15 protein-coding genes and 1 other annotated feature are annotated in these 15,373 nt (G+C 44.0%); of the genes, 12 read left to right on the top strand and 3 right to left on the bottom strand.

The features are described 5' to 3' along the window. Positions 1–56 precede the first annotated feature (56 nt). The 4 genes from AEQ18_RS03900 (at position 57) to AEQ18_RS03885 (ending at position 5,085) form a co-directional block, all read left to right on the top strand. Positions 57–1,739 (top strand): ribonuclease J, encoded by a 1,683-nt coding sequence (locus AEQ18_RS03900; RefSeq protein WP_054115058.1) that lies wholly within the window; start codon positions 57–59, stop codon positions 1,737–1,739. Positions 1,740–2,036: 297 nt separating this feature from the next. Next, on the top strand, positions 2,037–2,720 hold the full coding sequence (locus tag AEQ18_RS03895) for a metal-dependent hydrolase (RefSeq protein ID WP_054115057.1): 684 nt from the start codon (positions 2,037–2,039) through the stop codon (positions 2,718–2,720). Positions 2,721–2,750: 30 nt separating this feature from the next. Further along, on the top strand, positions 2,751–4,082 hold the full coding sequence (locus AEQ18_RS03890; RefSeq protein ID WP_054115056.1) for a DRTGG domain-containing protein: 1,332 nt from the start codon (positions 2,751–2,753) through the stop codon (positions 4,080–4,082). 58 nt (positions 4,083–4,140) lie between these two features. After that, positions 4,141–5,085 (top strand): DHH family phosphoesterase, encoded by a 945-nt coding sequence (locus AEQ18_RS03885; RefSeq protein ID WP_054115308.1) that lies wholly within the window; start codon positions 4,141–4,143, stop codon positions 5,083–5,085. A 74-nt stretch (positions 5,086–5,159) separates the two neighbouring features. Here AEQ18_RS03885 and dapD read toward each other — a convergent pair whose 3' ends face one another. The 3 genes from dapD to dapA are packed head-to-tail and all read right to left on the bottom strand — an operon-like array spanning position 5,160 to position 7,535. Next, positions 5,160–5,873, bottom strand: coding sequence for a 2,3,4,5-tetrahydropyridine-2,6-dicarboxylate N-acetyltransferase (dapD, locus tag AEQ18_RS03880; RefSeq protein ID WP_054115055.1), 714 nt, complete (start codon positions 5,871–5,873; stop codon positions 5,160–5,162). 12 nt (positions 5,874–5,885) lie between these two features. Further along, a complete protein-coding gene (gene dapB / locus AEQ18_RS03875) occupies positions 5,886–6,641 on the bottom strand; it encodes a 4-hydroxy-tetrahydrodipicolinate reductase (RefSeq protein ID WP_054115307.1) in 756 nt (251 codons plus the stop codon). A 12-nt stretch (positions 6,642–6,653) separates the two neighbouring features. Then, positions 6,654–7,535: a 4-hydroxy-tetrahydrodipicolinate synthase gene (gene dapA, locus AEQ18_RS03870; RefSeq protein ID WP_054115054.1), complete on the bottom strand. Its 882-nt coding sequence runs from the start codon at positions 7,533–7,535 to the stop codon at positions 6,654–6,656. A gap of 214 nt (positions 7,536–7,749) precedes the next feature. Here dapA and AEQ18_RS03865 point away from each other — a divergent pair, with 214 nt between their 5' ends. From AEQ18_RS03865 to AEQ18_RS03830, 8 genes are all read left to right on the top strand, one after another. After that, positions 7,750–8,922 carry a M20 metallopeptidase family protein gene (locus tag AEQ18_RS03865; protein ID WP_054115053.1) on the top strand — a complete coding sequence of 391 codons (1,173 nt, stop codon included), beginning with the start codon at positions 7,750–7,752 and terminating at the stop codon, positions 8,920–8,922. Continuing rightward, positions 8,919–10,220: a diaminopimelate decarboxylase gene (gene lysA, locus AEQ18_RS03860; RefSeq protein WP_054115052.1), complete on the top strand. Its 1,302-nt coding sequence runs from the start codon at positions 8,919–8,921 to the stop codon at positions 10,218–10,220. Before AEQ18_RS03865 ends, lysA begins: the two co-directional genes overlap by 4 nt. Before the next feature lie 44 nt (positions 10,221–10,264). Next, positions 10,265–11,092: a diaminopimelate epimerase gene (gene dapF, locus AEQ18_RS03855; protein ID WP_054115051.1), complete on the top strand. Its 828-nt coding sequence runs from the start codon at positions 10,265–10,267 to the stop codon at positions 11,090–11,092. Positions 11,093–11,183: 91 nt separating this feature from the next. Next, positions 11,184–11,410: a binding site (T-box leader), on the top strand. A 54-nt stretch (positions 11,411–11,464) separates the two neighbouring features. Next, the gene (locus AEQ18_RS03850) at positions 11,465–12,316 is read left to right on the top strand and encodes a MetQ/NlpA family ABC transporter substrate-binding protein (protein ID WP_054115050.1); all 852 of its coding nucleotides are present in this window, start codon (positions 11,465–11,467) and stop codon (positions 12,314–12,316) included. A gap of 12 nt (positions 12,317–12,328) precedes the next feature. After that, positions 12,329–13,354 (top strand): methionine ABC transporter ATP-binding protein, encoded by a 1,026-nt coding sequence (locus AEQ18_RS03845; protein WP_054115049.1) that lies wholly within the window; start codon positions 12,329–12,331, stop codon positions 13,352–13,354. After that, positions 13,347–14,006 carry a methionine ABC transporter permease gene (locus AEQ18_RS03840; protein WP_054115048.1) on the top strand — a complete coding sequence of 220 codons (660 nt, stop codon included), beginning with the start codon at positions 13,347–13,349 and terminating at the stop codon, positions 14,004–14,006. The genes AEQ18_RS03845 and AEQ18_RS03840 overlap by 8 nt, the downstream gene beginning before the upstream one ends. A 216-nt stretch (positions 14,007–14,222) precedes the next feature. Beyond that, complete coding sequence (locus AEQ18_RS03835; RefSeq protein ID WP_054115047.1) at positions 14,223–14,555, top strand: zinc ribbon domain-containing protein YjdM; 333 nt, start codon at positions 14,223–14,225, stop codon at positions 14,553–14,555. 85 nt (positions 14,556–14,640) lie between these two features. Beyond that, positions 14,641–15,357 carry a zinc metallopeptidase gene (locus AEQ18_RS03830; protein ID WP_054115046.1) on the top strand — a complete coding sequence of 239 codons (717 nt, stop codon included), beginning with the start codon at positions 14,641–14,643 and terminating at the stop codon, positions 15,355–15,357. The last annotated feature ends 16 nt before the right edge of the window (positions 15,358–15,373 follow it).

Here is a 15,373-nt window from a genome sequence, read left to right as displayed (position 1 = left end):
AGACGGCTTATGCTTGGGATATAAAAGATAGAGAAAATTATAAGAGGTGAATAGAAGTGGAAACAATAAAAATCATTCCTCTTGGCGGCGTACGTGAGAACGGAAAGAATATGTACATTGCTGAAGTAGGAGAGGATATATTTGTGCTGGATTGCGGTGTCCGCTATCCAGAAAATGAATTATTAGGAATTGATACAGTCATTCCTGATTTTACGTATTTAGAAGAAAATGCTGACCGTGTTGCTGGTGTCTTTTTGACCCATGGACATGCGGATGCAATTGGGGCCTTGCCTTACTTCTTGGAGAACATTCAAGTACCCGTATTCGGGACGGAATTAACGATTGAATTGGCTAAGTTAACAGTGAATAAAAATGAAGCTACCAAGCGTTTCAAAGATTTCCATATTATTGATGAACATTCAGAAATCGATTTTGGTGATGCAACGATCAGTTTCTTTAGAACGACCCATTCAATCCCTGATTCAGTCGGGATCAGTGTCAAGACAAAAGCTGGCAATATCGTTTATACAGGGGACTTCAAGTTTGATCAAACAGCGATTCCCATGTATCAAACAGACTTTGGTCGTTTAGCAGAAATCGGCAAAGAAGGCGTCTTAGCCTTATTGAGTACTTCTTCTAATGCAGAAAATCCTGCACCAGTTGCTTCTGAGTTGACCATCCAAGACGAGGTTTATGACAACATTCGTTACTGGGAAGGCCGGATTATTGTGGCTAGCGTGGCCAGCAATCTGCAACGGGTCCAACAAGTGTTAGATGCAGCCTTTCGTTCAGGCCGTAAAGTTGTTTTGACTGGCCAAGATTTTGGTCGAATCATCAAAACGGCGATGAAATTAGGCAAGTTGAAATTACCAGCTGAAGATTTATTGATCACACAAAAAGAAATGAAGAAATATGCACCGGAACAACTATTGATTTTGGAAACAGGACGTATGGGTGAACCAATCAGAGCCTTGCAAAAAATGGCGAATGGCACACATCGTTCGCTAAAAGTGCAAGAAGGGGATTTGGTGTATATTACGACGACCCCAACAACTGCGATGGAAACGATCGTTGCTAAGACAGAGGATATGATTTATCGAGCAGGCGGAACGGTCAAACAGATTTCGGACAATTTCCGCGTGTCTGGTCATGCCAATCCCAATGATCTGCAACTAATGCTGAACATGATGAAACCGAAGTATCTGATTCCGATCCAAGGCGAATATCGTCAACTGGCAGCGCATGCTGATTTGGCGCATGAAGTCGGTATTCCAATGAAAAACATCTTCATCACTGCACGGGGGGATGTGCTGGAGTACAAAAAAGAGCACATGCATGCTGCTGGCAATGTACCTGCTGAAAACGTCATGATCGACGGTATCGGTGTGGGGGATATTGGCAATATCGTATTGCGCGATCGTAAAGTCCTATCAGAAGATGGCATCTTTGTGGCTGTGGTGACGATCAATCGTCGCGAAAAGAAAATCGTTTCTGCACCGCAAATCACTTCTCGCGGCTTTGTGTATGTCAAAGCGAGTCGTGACTTGATCCGCGAAAGCGGTGAGATCGTAGCTGAAATCGTTGAAAAACATTTGCACGATGAAGAGTTTGAGTGGAGCAAGTTGAAACAAGATATCCGTGATCGTTTGAGCCGTTTCTTGTTTGAACAAACCAAACGTCGTCCGGTGATCCTACCTGTGATCATGGAATCAAGTCAAAGAAATCGTCACCGTAAATAAACCGTCATTTGCTGTAACTAAAGCCAATGAGTGCCCAAAAGCAATTCCGCTGACTGAGGCCTCGTTGCGCTTCAGTTACAGTTTTTTTTTAGTCTCTGTTCCGTGCTGAATCAATGATAAAAACTGTGTCATTTCCTTTTTTTAAGAATACATTGGTTTTATGGTATAGGGACCAGCGGATGGCTATAAAGGGGATTGATCAGGTGTTGTCGATTTTCCTCTTTGGGTATCCTGTATTTATCTGTTATAATAAAAAATATTAGACTGTATCAATGGATAGGAAAGGAGTTTTTTTACATGAAATTGACATACCATGGACACTCCGTCGTGACAATTGATTTTGACAATGGACAAAAAGTGTTGTTTGATCCTTTTATCAACGGTCATCCTGCAACGGATCTGAAGGCAGAAACAGTAACAACAGACTGGATCTTGATCACCCATGGTCATAGTGACCATATCGGGGACATGGTCGATATTGCGATGCGCAATGAAGCGCCGGTCATCAGTGTTGTAGAAGTCTGTCAATATGCTGCGCGTAAAGGCGTTTCAGAAACACATGGCATGAATATTGGCGGGTCCTATGACTTTCCCTTTGGCCAAGTGACTTTCGTTGACGCAAAACATAGTTCGGGAATTGAAGAAGACGGCACAACAATCTATATGGGAAACCCTGCAGGGATCATGATCCAAGCGGAAGGCAAAACGATTTATCATGCGGGTGACACAGCGCTGTTTGGCGATATGGCTTTACTTGGCGAACAATTTGACATTGATGTGGCTTTCTTGCCGATTGGGGATAATTTTACGATGGGGCCGCAAGATGCTGCAACGGCTGCAGGATTATTGCAAGCAAAAAAAGCAATACCGGTCCATTACAATACATTTCCGCTGATCAAACAAGACCCGCAAGCATTTATTCAGCTGCTGCCAAAGGGTGTAGGACAGATAATGACGATCGGTGAATCGATCACTTTATAAAAATGAAGATGGTTCGTAGAGGGGATAGTTATGGCAACAAAACATGATTTGATTTTAATGCATATCGAGAATTTACCGGTTGGCGACCGCATTTCTGTGCGGGGCATCGCAAAAGATTTAAATGTTAGTGAAGGAACAGCGTATCGGGCGATCAAAGATGCTGAAAATATTGGTTTGGTATCAACGATCCAACGAGTGGGAACGATCCGCATCGAACGAAAATTAAAAAAACATATTGAAAAACTGACCTTTGGTGAAGTGGTTCAAATCATTGAAGGCAATGTGCTTGGCGGTGCCAGCGGGTTGGATAAAGATTTGAACAAATTTGTGATTGGTGCCATGAAAGAGTCTGCGATGGAACGCTATATCACACCAGGTTCATTGGTGATCGTCGGGAACCGAAATGAAGTCCACAAATTAGCGTTAGAAGATGGTGCAGCGGTTTTGATCACTGGGGGATTTGAAACGACACCAGAAATTTGTCGCTTGGCAGATGAGCTAGCGTTGCCGATCTTACAAACGACCTACGATACATTTACCGTAGCAACGATGATCAACAGAGCCTTGAGTGACCAACTGATCAAGAAAGATATCATGTTGGTGAGTGATATTTATATGCCTTTAGAAAAAACAAAATATCTCCATACATTTGATACTGTCAAAGACTATAAAGTCCTCTCAGAATCAACCAACCATTCTCGCTATCCTGTGGTCAATAAAAATATGCGGGTCGTGGGGATCATAACTGCAAAAGATGTGTTGGAGAAACCAGATACACAAATCATTGAACGGATCATGACCCGTGATCCGCGCATCGTCAAGAAAGAAATGAGTGTCGCTTCTGCCAGTCATCAAATGATTTGGGATGGCTTGGAAGTCATGCCTGTAGTGGCAGATGATTTATCATTGATAGGGATCGTGACGCGTCAAGATATTATGAAAGCCATGCAAATGGTCCAAAGACAAACGCAAATCTCTGATACGATCTCTGATCAGATCTCAGGACAGATGCAAGTGATCGATCAAGATTTTGAAGGCAATAAACTGCCGCAACCGCATTTCAGCTTTGCAGTCACACCGCAAATGGTCAATGAAGTCGGGACGATTTCTTTTGGTGTATTGAGCGAAGTGATCGCCAATACAGCCAAACGAACGATGCAACTCAATCAAAGACGAAATAGTTGGATCGAACAAGTCAATCTGCATTATTTCCGCTTGATTCAATTAGAAAGTGAAATTATTATTCAACCAAGAATTTTAGAATTGGGTCGGCGCTCAGCAAAAATCGATATTGAGGTAACGATCGAGAATTCTTTGGTCGCTAAAGCAATCGTCGTTTGCCAAGTCATGGAGCGGCCATAATCAAAGTAATCGCAGGAGATATCAAACGGCAAATCGAAGAGAGAAAGTTGTGACAGACATGAATGTACAAGAAGAAATTTTACAGACGATCCAGCGTTATCAAACGATTATTATCCATCGCCATCAACGCCCTGATCCAGATGCCTTAGGGTCTCAAGTTGGCTTGGCAGAGATATTACGCAACAGTTTTCCGGATAAAACCATTTATCAAGTCGGTGGTCCGGTAGAAGGTCTAGATTATCTGGCACAAATGCACACTGTAACTGACGAAGATTATCAAGGTGCCCTGGTGATCGTTACGGATACAGCCAACGCACCACGGGTCAGTGATCAACGCTATGACAAAGGCGCCAAATTGATCAAAATCGATCATCATCCAAATGATGAGCCCTATGGAGATATTGTCTGGGTCAATACGCAGGCCAGCAGCTGCAGTGAAATGATTGCTGCTTTTTGGTCAGATCATCAAGAAATACTTAAAATGAATAAAGAAGCTGCCCGTTTACTTTACGCAGGCATCGTTGGTGATACAGGCCGCTTTTTATATCCTGCCACCACAGCAACCACCTTACGGCTCGCTGCTGATTTATTGGACTTTGGCTTTGATGCACCAAAAATAAATCGTCAAATCGATCAAATATCTTCATCAGTCGCACGGCTTTCCGGGTATGTCTATGAACATCTGGAAGTGGATGAGATAGGTGCTGGAAAAGTGATTCTTTCACAAGAATTACAGCAATCTTTCGGTGTGGTCGATTCAGAAACATCAGCGATCGTTTCTTTGCCAGGGAAAATCGAAGATGTTTTGGCTTGGGCGATTTTTGTCGAACAGCCTGAAGGCTATTATCGCGTGCGGATGCGTTCGAAGGGACCTGTCATCAATGAGATTGCCAAGCGCCATCATGGCGGGGGGCATCCATTAGCTAGTGGCGCCAATGCAGCTGATTTAGAAGAAGTCGCAGTTATTTATCAAGAAATCCAAGAAGCGATCCGACAAGCATAAAAAAAGAAGCAGCCGACAAGCTGCTTCTTTTTTATGCTGTTCAACACCTAGTAGGCGACAGGAGCATAGGGAGATCATCCCCGCAAGTCGTCTAAGAATTCGGTTTTGCTTTTGGTTTTGTCATCTTTCATTTTGATGACCTTTGCTGGGGATCCGGCAACAACTGCACCAGCGGGCACGTCTTCAGTCACCACAGAACCGGCGGCTACGACGGCACCTTCACCTACACGCACACCTTCCAAAACGACTGCGTTGGCGCCAATCAATACATGATCTTCTACGAACACTGGACTTGCTGAAGGTGGTTCAAGGACACCAGCCAAGACGGCACCAGCACCAATATGGGCTTTCTTGCCCACAGTTGCCCGAGCGCCTAAAATAGCCCCCATATCGATCATCGTTTCTTCACCAACGACGGCCCCAATATTGATGACTGCGCCCATCATAATGACAGCATTTTTCTCAATGATGGCTTGATCACGGATAAAGGCGCCTGGTTCGATCCGCGCATCCACAGCGGTTAGGTCTAAAAGCGGAATGGCTGAATTCCGGCGATCATTTTCCAAATAATGATCGGTGATCTTGTCTTGATGTTCCGTGAGAAATGCAGCGACTTTTTGACTATCGCCAACAACGAAGAAAAACTTCCCGCTGCCGAATAATTGAATGTCGTCAACCGCAACGTCTGACAGGTCGCCATTGATATATACTTTGACTGGGGTTTGTTTGTTGGCGTCTTTGATATATTTTGCTAATTGATACGGATCTGAAAATTGTAATTCTGACATAAGATACCACCTTTACTTATCGAGTAGATTTTGCATAGAATAGAGTCCTGGTGCTTGATCAGCCAAAAAGACTGCTGCTTTTAAAGCACCGTTTGCGAAAATGTCGCGTGAGAGCGCGGTGTGTTTCAGTTCAATGATTTCATCTTGTCCCGCATAGATAACAGTATGTTCCCCAGAGATCGTACCGCCTCGTACAGCGTGGATGCCTAGTTGTTGTCGATCGTTGACAAGGTCGCTGCCAGAACGGCCATAGAGATAATCCTTCTTGTTCTCGCAACTGTCATTGATGGCGTCGGCCAACAATAGTGCGGTGCCACTAGGTGCATCCAGTTTCTGATTGTGGTGTTTTTCAATGATCTCGATATCGAAATCAGCTTCTAGTGCTGGGGTGATCGACTGGAGCGCTTTGATCAAGACATTGATCCCCAATGACATGTTGGCGGAATAAAAAACTGGAATGACGTTGGCCGCTACTGGCAGCATCATTTGCGTTTCTTCCGTTAATCCTGTGGTTGCTACCACGATGGGCAATTGCTGATCAACACAGTAATTCAACAGCTCAGGGACATTGCTGTAATGCGAAAAGTCGATGACGACATCGATCGATTCTTTGATGTCAGCGGCTGAATCATAGATCGGAAAAGCACCGTTAAGATCTTTGTGGCGATCCAATCCAGCTGCAACTTCAAGGTCTGGGTGCTGCCCAATCAGTTTTTGCAACACCTGACCCATGCGGCCATTGGCGCCGCTTAATAAAATGTTTTTCACCATGCTGCCTCCTTAAAGCAAACCGTATGCAGTCATTTCTTCTTCTAAATGGACCAAGGTCGCATCTTCCGGCATGCCAAGAGGCAACCGGTAATGCAAATCGCATTTTCCTAGTAAGGACACCGCTGCTTTGATCGGCACTGGGTTGACTTCACTGAAGATGGCATCGATCAATGGTTTTTGTTTCAGTTGTTCTTGAATGGCAGGCTGAAGATCGCCTTCTAAGAAATCAGCAACCAATTTCGCCGTTTGTTTAGGTGCGATGTTAGCGATCGTTGAGATGACGCCAGCGCCGCCAAGTGCGAGGATCGGTGTCACTTGATCATCATTGCCGGAATACAGTGCAAAATCATCATCTGCCAAGCGTGCGATTTCAGCGATTTGTGAAATGTCGCCGCTGGCTTCTTTGATCCCTTTGATATTTGGAATCTTTTTCAACTCAGCTACAGCGTCAGGGGTTAAATTCAAGCCTGTGCGGGAAGCTACCGAATATAAGATCACGGGTAAATCAACACTTTGACAAATGGCTTCATAATGCGCCACTAAACTTCTTTTTGTTGCTTTATTGTAGTAAGGTGTCACCACCAATAATGCATCTGCACCAACACGTTGCGCTTCTTGCGAAAGGTAGATGCCATGCTGGGTGTTATTCGAACCAGTACCACCGATCACGGGAATTCTGCCAGCGACTTGCTGCACCACAGCTTCGATGACTGCGATGTGTTCTTCATCGTCCAGTGTGGAGGCTTCTCCGGTCGTACCACAAGCAATGATCGCGTCAGTTCCTTGTTGCACATGCCACTCTGCCAACTCCTTCAACTTATCGAAATCCACCGAACCATCTTGAAGCATAGGGGTGATCAAAGCAACGCCAGAACCTTTGAATATTGTCAAAATACGACACATCCTTCCAACCAATTTTATTTTTGTCTATAAGATAAGTGTACCAGAAAAGTTTGAATAAAAATCGAAAAATTTAGACAATTTATCTATAGATTATTCGAATTATATACTATAATATTAACCAATATCAATGAAAAACCATGAAAAACTGAATATCCAGCCACTTTATGGATAATTTATTCGGATGAAAGAAAGGTGTTTTTACATGCAAGTATCTCAAGCTGTCAAAGATTTAACTGAGGATGTGGTGCGTTATCGACGTGCGTTACATCAAATTCCTGAATTGGGGTTGACCGAGTTCAAGACAAAAGAATACTTGCTGCGCCAGTTGCAATCTTTTGGCATGAAGGAGATCTATCCTATTTTAGATACAGGTTTAGTGGCGGTTTTCCGCAGTGAAGTACCAGGGAAAACACTTGCTTTTCGAACAGATATTGATGGATTGCCGATCCAAGAAGAGACTGGGGTCGCGTTTCATTCAACCCACGAGGGGCGCATGCATGCTTGTGGCCATGATGGACATATGGCCACAATGTTGGGTTTTGCTAAGTATTTGTCCGCACACCCAGAGGCGATCCAAGGAACGATCATTCTCATTTTCCAACCAGCAGAAGAAGGGCCGGGTGGTGCACAACTGCTGATCGATGAAGGTGTTTTACGGGATTTTGCGGTGGAACAAATCGTGGGCTTGCATGTCTTTCCGGATTTCCCTGAAGGTGTGATCGCTTGCCGCAAAGGGCCGATGATGGCTCGCAATGGCGAAATCAATATCGCGATCCATGGCGCCAGCGCCCATGGGGCACAACCGCAACAAGGAAGTGATGCGATCTTGGCAGCTGCGGCTGTGATCCAAGGGTTGCATTCAGTGATTTCTCGGAACATCAGTCCGTTGTCCTCTGGTGTGATCACGTTTGGCAAAATCCATGGTGGAGATGCTGAGAACATCATTCCGGGCAAAGTTGTCTTGAATGGGACGATGCGCGCGTTTGATGATGATGTGTATGATACGATGACACAGCGTGTGACTTTGTTAGCGGAAGAAATTGCTAAAGGCTATGGTTGTCGTGCAGAAGTAGACTTTGAGCACCTGTATCGTGTCGTAGATAACGATGCACAAATGGTGGATGTTTTGGCGAAAGTCGCAGGAGATAGTTATCTTGAAACCCCACCCTATATGTTGGCGGAAGACTTTTCGATGTATCAAAAAGAAATTCCTGGTGTTTTCTTTTTCGTTGGGATACGGAATGAAGACAAGGGGTATACGTACCCGCTGCACAGCAATAAAATGAATTTTGATGAAAAAAATCTCTTGCAAGGGATTGAGTGTTATGTCCGACTGATCCCTGCATTGAATGAAACGAAAGGAGCTGCAAAATGACAAAAGAAATCAAAGAAAACCATTTATACATCGATGGTGTCGATACGGTGTCATTGGCGCAAACATTCGGGACCCCCTTGTATGTCTATTCTGTTTCTGACATTCGGGAAGAATGTCAGAAAATCCATGCGGCCTTTTTGGCTCGCTATCCGCATACGCGAGCGGCTTATGCAGCCAAAGCATTTTGTACAACTGCGATGTTGCGGATCATTGCTGATGAAGGATTGTCATTGGATGTTGTGAGTGGCGGTGAATTATATACGGCGATCCAAGCTGATTTCCCTGCAGAACATATCGAGTTTAATGGCAACAACAAATCAATCGAAGAGCTGACAGCGGCCATCGAGTATGGTGTTGGCCGGATCATTGTCGATGGAATACAAGAAATCGGCTTGATTCGGGCGATTTGCCAAGAGATGAATCAGGTGGCGAAGATTATGTTGCGGATCACACCAGAAGTGTCTGTAAAAACGCATCAATTTATTTCTACTGGCCAAAAAGATTCTAAGTTCGGGATTCCATTGGATGAAGACATCTTGTTTCCGCTGATAGCCGAGGTCATCGATGCGCCTGAACTCGATTTTTATGGGCTGCATTTTCATGTTGGCAGTCAGTTATCCGATAACCAATCACATCTAGGCGCTACGGATGCAGCCCTGCAGTTAGTCAAACAAATTTTTGATCGGTTTTCTTATTGGATCAAGGAGTTGAATGTTGGTGGTGGTTTTGGTGTCCGTTATACTGAAGCGGACATCCGTCAGCCTTACAGCTTCTTCCTTGACCCAGTGATGGAAAAAATCGATGCATTTTATCAACAGCAAAACCAAGAACGGCCAACGATCGTTATTGAACCTGGGCGTAGTATTGTTGCAGAGGCCGGTATTAGTTTGCATACGATTGGCAGTATCAAAACACTTCCAGGTATACGGACGTATGCCAGTATCGATGGTGGGATGACAGACAATATTCGTCCGGGTTTGTACCAAGCAGCTTATACAGGTATCTTGGCTAACCGCGCCAATGAACCAGCAACAGAAACCATCACGATTTCTGGCAAAGCGTGCGAAAGTACCGATATATTGGTGAAGGACTTGGCGTTGCCGCCCGTTAAAACCGGTGACATCTTTGCGACATTTTCAACGGGGGCTTATGGCTATTCAATGGCCAGCAACTATAACAATTTGCAAATCCCGGCTGTTGTGTTTGTCAATGAAGGCCAAGCAGAATTGGCTGTCAAACGCCAAACCTATCAGCAAATGATCCAAAATGAAGTGATTCCTTCATTTTTAACGAAATAAATCGGCGTTTGTCCAGATTAAAATAAGAAAGCAGGTGAGCAACCATGAAGATTCCCTATACCAAAATGCAAGGTGCCGCTAATGATTTTATCGTGATCGATAATCGGTCATTGAAGTTGACCCATGAACAACTCTCGGCACTAGCGATCCAAACTTGTCGACATAAATTCTCGATTGGTGCCGATGCCGTGATGGCAGTGGACTATCCAGAAGGCACAGCTGATTTTCGCATGCGTTTTTACAATGCAGATGGTACGGAAGCTGAGATGTGCGGAAATGGCGCGCGTTGCATTGCGCGTTATGCCTATGAACAGCAAATCGCTGGTGAAGCAATGACCATTGAAACAGTGGCTGGGGATGTACCCGCTTGGCGCTTAGACAAGAAAGAATACAAAGTTTTGTTAAATCCGCCAACAGTGACGCGTTTTGCTCAATCCTTCCCAGGAACAACGGTCACCACACTTGATTATGTGGAATTAGGCAATCCAGGGATCCCCCATGCTGTCGTCCATTATCCAGGTTTAGCAGATGTACCTTTAAATGAGCTGACAGACACTGCAAAAGCGATACGCCATTGGGCTGCTTTTCCGAAAGGCGCCAATGTCAACTTCTATGATGAGACGCCAACAGGTGATTTAGTCGTCAGAACCTTTGAACGCGGGGTGGAAGACTTCACGTTTGCTTGCGGTACGGGTTCGGGTGCTACTGCCTATGCAGTGTCACACCATCAAGGAAAAACCACGGCAGAAGTCTTGCTGCAGGTACTAGGCGGTACCTTGACTGTAGTCGTTGACCATGAAAACCTTGCGTTGATTGGTGATGCCATCATGGTGTCAGAAGGGTTGATCACAGATGAGAATTTACATCTATAAACTAGGTGAAAACACTTGTAAATGAATTGGATTTTCATGAAAAAAAGATTGACAATCAAATCTGCGTATCGTATAGTTAAGCACAATTAAAAAATGCGCAACGATAAGAAAAGTAAGTCATTGCTGCTTGTTTCAGAGAGCTCGGTCTGGTGGGAAAGAGCACAAGCAATTGATCGAAGATGGTCTTTGAGCGTTTGTATGTGAGCTTTAGGCTAGCCTACAACGGGATGCCCGTTACAGCAAATCAGTGAACTGATAAGGTTGATTTCGATCAACGAATAAAGGTGGTACCACGAACTTGGTTGTTTCGTCCTTTCTCTATGCTTATAGAGAAGGGACTTTTTTTATTTTAAAATAAAGGGGAAATGAAGAATGATAGGGTTAAAAAAATTAACAGTTGGGTTGGCGGTAACAGCCGTCTTGTTCACACTAGCCGCTTGCGGAAACGGCAGTACCAGTGAAACAGAAGCATCAAGCACAACAGCAGCGCTAGAAGAAAAAGTGGTTGGTGTTGCACCTGGTCCTTATGGTGACATGGTAACAGATGTGATTTCACCATTATTGGCAGATAAAGGCTATACTTTGACAACAAAGGTCTTCAATGATTATATCCAACCAAACAATGCCTTAGCCAATGGTCAAATCGATGCCAATTTATTTCAACATACGGCTTATTTAGAAAAATTTTCAGCAGACAATGATTTAGATTTGACAGCATTACAAAAAGTACCAACCTTAGGAATGGGGATCTATTCCAATAAACTGAGTAGTCTGGATGATCTAGCAGATGGTGCAACAGTATCGATCGCCAATGATGCCTCAAACTTGGCACGGACCTTGCAATTGTTAGCCGCCAACGGCTTGATCACGATTGCAGAGGATATCGATGAAACCAAAGCCACTGTAACGGATATCAAAGACAATCCGAAAAACTTGACCTTCAAAGAACTGGATGCTGCACAATTGGCCCGTTCTTTAGATACCGTAGATGTAGCCTTGGTACCTGGGAATTTTGCTTGGGCGGCTTCCTTAGATCCAGCGGATGCATTGGCGCTAGAGTCGTTGAAAGAAGAATATAAAAATGTTTTTGTTGTTCGCACAGAAGACAAAGACAGCGACTTTGCACAAGCTGTGACTGAAGTGTTGGAAAGTCAAGATTTCAAAGATGCGATTGCTGATTCAGCTTTCAAAGATTTCAATCAACCAGATTTTTGGACAGAGTAAGAAGGAATAGCGATGGCAAAAATAGAAGTAAAACAGGTTTCGGTTTTATTCAAACAAAATAAGCAATTCAAAAAAGCGGTGGACAGTGTGGACTTTTCTGTACAGGCAGGAGAAGTGTTCGGTATTGTGGGCTTGAGTGGCGCGGGGAAAAGCACCCTCGTTCGGACGTTGAATTTACTGCAAGTCCCTTCAAGTGGTCAGATCTTGATTGATGGACAAGATATCACGAAAGCGCGGGGACAGGAATTGCGGCAAATCCGCCAGAAGATCGGCATGATTTTTCAGCATTTCAATTTGATCCATAATCGAACGATCAAAGACAACTTAGCGTTTGCGCTAAAAGCCGGCAACTACCCCAAAGACCAGCGGGAAGCTAGGATCATGGAATTACTGGAAATGGTGGATTTAACAGATAAATTGCATGCGTATCCCAATAATTTGTCTGGTGGCGAGAAACAGCGAATCGGCATTGCCCGTGCCATTGCTAATCAGCCGGAAATTTTGCTCTGTGATGAAGCAACGAGTGCGTTGGATGTTGAAACCACCGAAGAGACCCTGCAATTATTGACGAAAATCAAAGAACAAACCGGTATCACGATCGTCTTTATTACCCATGAATTAGATGTTGCCCGCAAATTTTTTGATCGCGTAGCAGTAATGGAGAACGGCCGAATCGTGGAAGAACAAACGACCTATGGGCTGTTCAGTCAACCCAATCAACCGATCACGCAAAAGTTGGTTGGCCGTTATTTAGATTTGACACTACCGGAGGAAATATTAGCGCTCTTTACACAAGGCGATTTACTGGAATTAAGATATCAAGGAGAGTATACGTTGGAACCCTTGATTTCAACAGTAGCCAAAGCGTATGATGTGGCTGTCAATATTATTCATGGCAAAATTGACTATATCCAACAAGATGTGATCGGTATTTTGTATGTATATTTGACAGGACCGCAAGAAGAAATCGACAAAGCCCGCGCGTATATTGCGGCCAATGTCTTCTCTTTGAGGAAAGTAGGTGCAGCCAATGACTGAAACGATCGAGATATTGAAAACCAATTTGCCTAAGGCCCTTTGGGAAACCTTCTTTATGGTAGGGACTTCTGCAGTGATCGGCGTTGTTTTCGGCTTGTTGATAGGGCTCGTGCTGTTTTTAGTAAGCAGCCGACTTTTTTATAGAAACAAGGCTTTGCACCATGTAGCTGATTTTATTGTCAATGCGATTCGTTCACTGCCTTTCTTGATCCTCTTGATCACATTGATTCCTGTATCGGCGTTGTTGATTGGTGACCCATATACACCAGCAGGAGGGGCTATCGCATTGTCGATCGCGGCCATCCCATTTTATGCACGAATCGCGGAGTCGGCCTTCACAGAAATCGACTATGGTGTTCTAGAAGCGAGTATTGCTTCTGGCGCATCTACAGGTCAGATCATCCGTGAGGTGATTTTGCCGGAAAGTTTGCCAGCTTTGATCCGCGGCTTTGTTTTGACACTGATCAGTTTATTGGGCTACTCCGCCATGGTCGGTACGATTGGCGCAGGTGGGATCGGCGATTTAGCGATCCAATACGGGTATTACCGTTACGAAACGGCAATCTTGATTTTTGTGATTGTTTTGCTGATCGTTATCGTGCAAATCATCCAATGGATTGGCGATGCCTGTGCCAATTATTTTTCGAAATAAAGACATATGTATGGTAGGAAGAATAGGGGATTCCCCCCTCATGGCACCATAGACAGCATGCACTGCAGAACGGACACATGAATGTTCGAATGCAGTGCATGTTTTTTTTACAATTTTTATGACGAAAATAGTGGTTGCATCCGGTATCAATTTTGGGTATGCTGAAGTCGAATTGTTTTTTTTACAACTATACTATTTTATCAAAGGAGCAACAATATGACACAAATGCCTCATTGTCCTACGTGCCAATCAAGCTATACATATGAAGATCGGGGGTTCTATGTTTGCCCTGAATGCGGTCATGAATGGGAAGACGCGCAAGCCACAGAAGAGCTGCCGGTTTACAAAGACGCCAATGGCAATCTTCTGGTTGATGGTGATACCGTGACTGTGATCAAAGATCTCAAAGTCAAAGGTGCAACAAGTGCCATTAAGCAAGGTACAAAAGTGAAAAACATCAAATTGGTCGAAGGTGATCACAATATTGATTGTAAAATCGATGGATTCGGTGCAATGAAATTGAAATCTGAGTTTGTAAAAAAAGGTTAAATACAAAATTTTCGTTTCATCTTCACCGTTTTTTCACGACTTTAATGGTAAAATAAGGTCAAAGATTTAAAGGAGGAATACACTTATGTATGGTATGGGTGGATATGGTTTTGGTTGGTTTTACGACCCTACGTTTATTTTAGTGATCATCGGTATGGTTATTTCGATGGCTGCTTCAGCATATGTCAAAAGTACCTTTAACAAATTTGACAAAGTCAAAAGCCGCAACAATATTACTGGAACGAAAGCGGCACAATTCATTTTGGAAAGCCAAGGCATTCATGATGTTGGTGTTCAAGCCATCGCTGGTGATTTAACAGACAATTATAATTCAGGCAATAAAACACTGAGTTTATCGCAAGCTACGGCGCAATCAACCTCGGTTGCGGCGATTGGTGTCGCAGCCCATGAGTGCGGACATGCGGTCCAAGATGCTAAGGGTTATTTCCCGTTGCGTCTGCGCCATGCGATCGTTCCGATCGCTAATATTGGCACTTCGATTTCGATTCCCTTGATTTTGATCGGTGTGTTGCTTCGTGGCTCGTTTCTTGTCAACTTGGGATTGATTGCTTTTTCATTGGCTTTTATTTTCCAATTGGTGACGCTGCCTGTCGAATTTGATGCCTCAAAACGGGCAATCAAAATTTTGGCAGACGGAGGATTATTGACAGAGGAAGAAGTTCCCCAAGCACGACGGGTACTGTTTGCCGCTGCATTAACCTATGTCGCAGCAGCGGTTGCTACATTGTTACAATTGCTGCGTTTGGTTATTTTGTTTGGAAATAACAATCGTCGGAATTAAACTTTCTGATAAGAAA

This window comes from Enterococcus sp. RIT-PI-f, from assembly GCF_001297065.1.
In the GTDB taxonomy this organism is placed as follows: domain Bacteria; phylum Bacillota; class Bacilli; order Lactobacillales; family Enterococcaceae; genus Enterococcus_D.
This window is presented reverse-complemented; position numbering and strand designations above follow the sequence as displayed.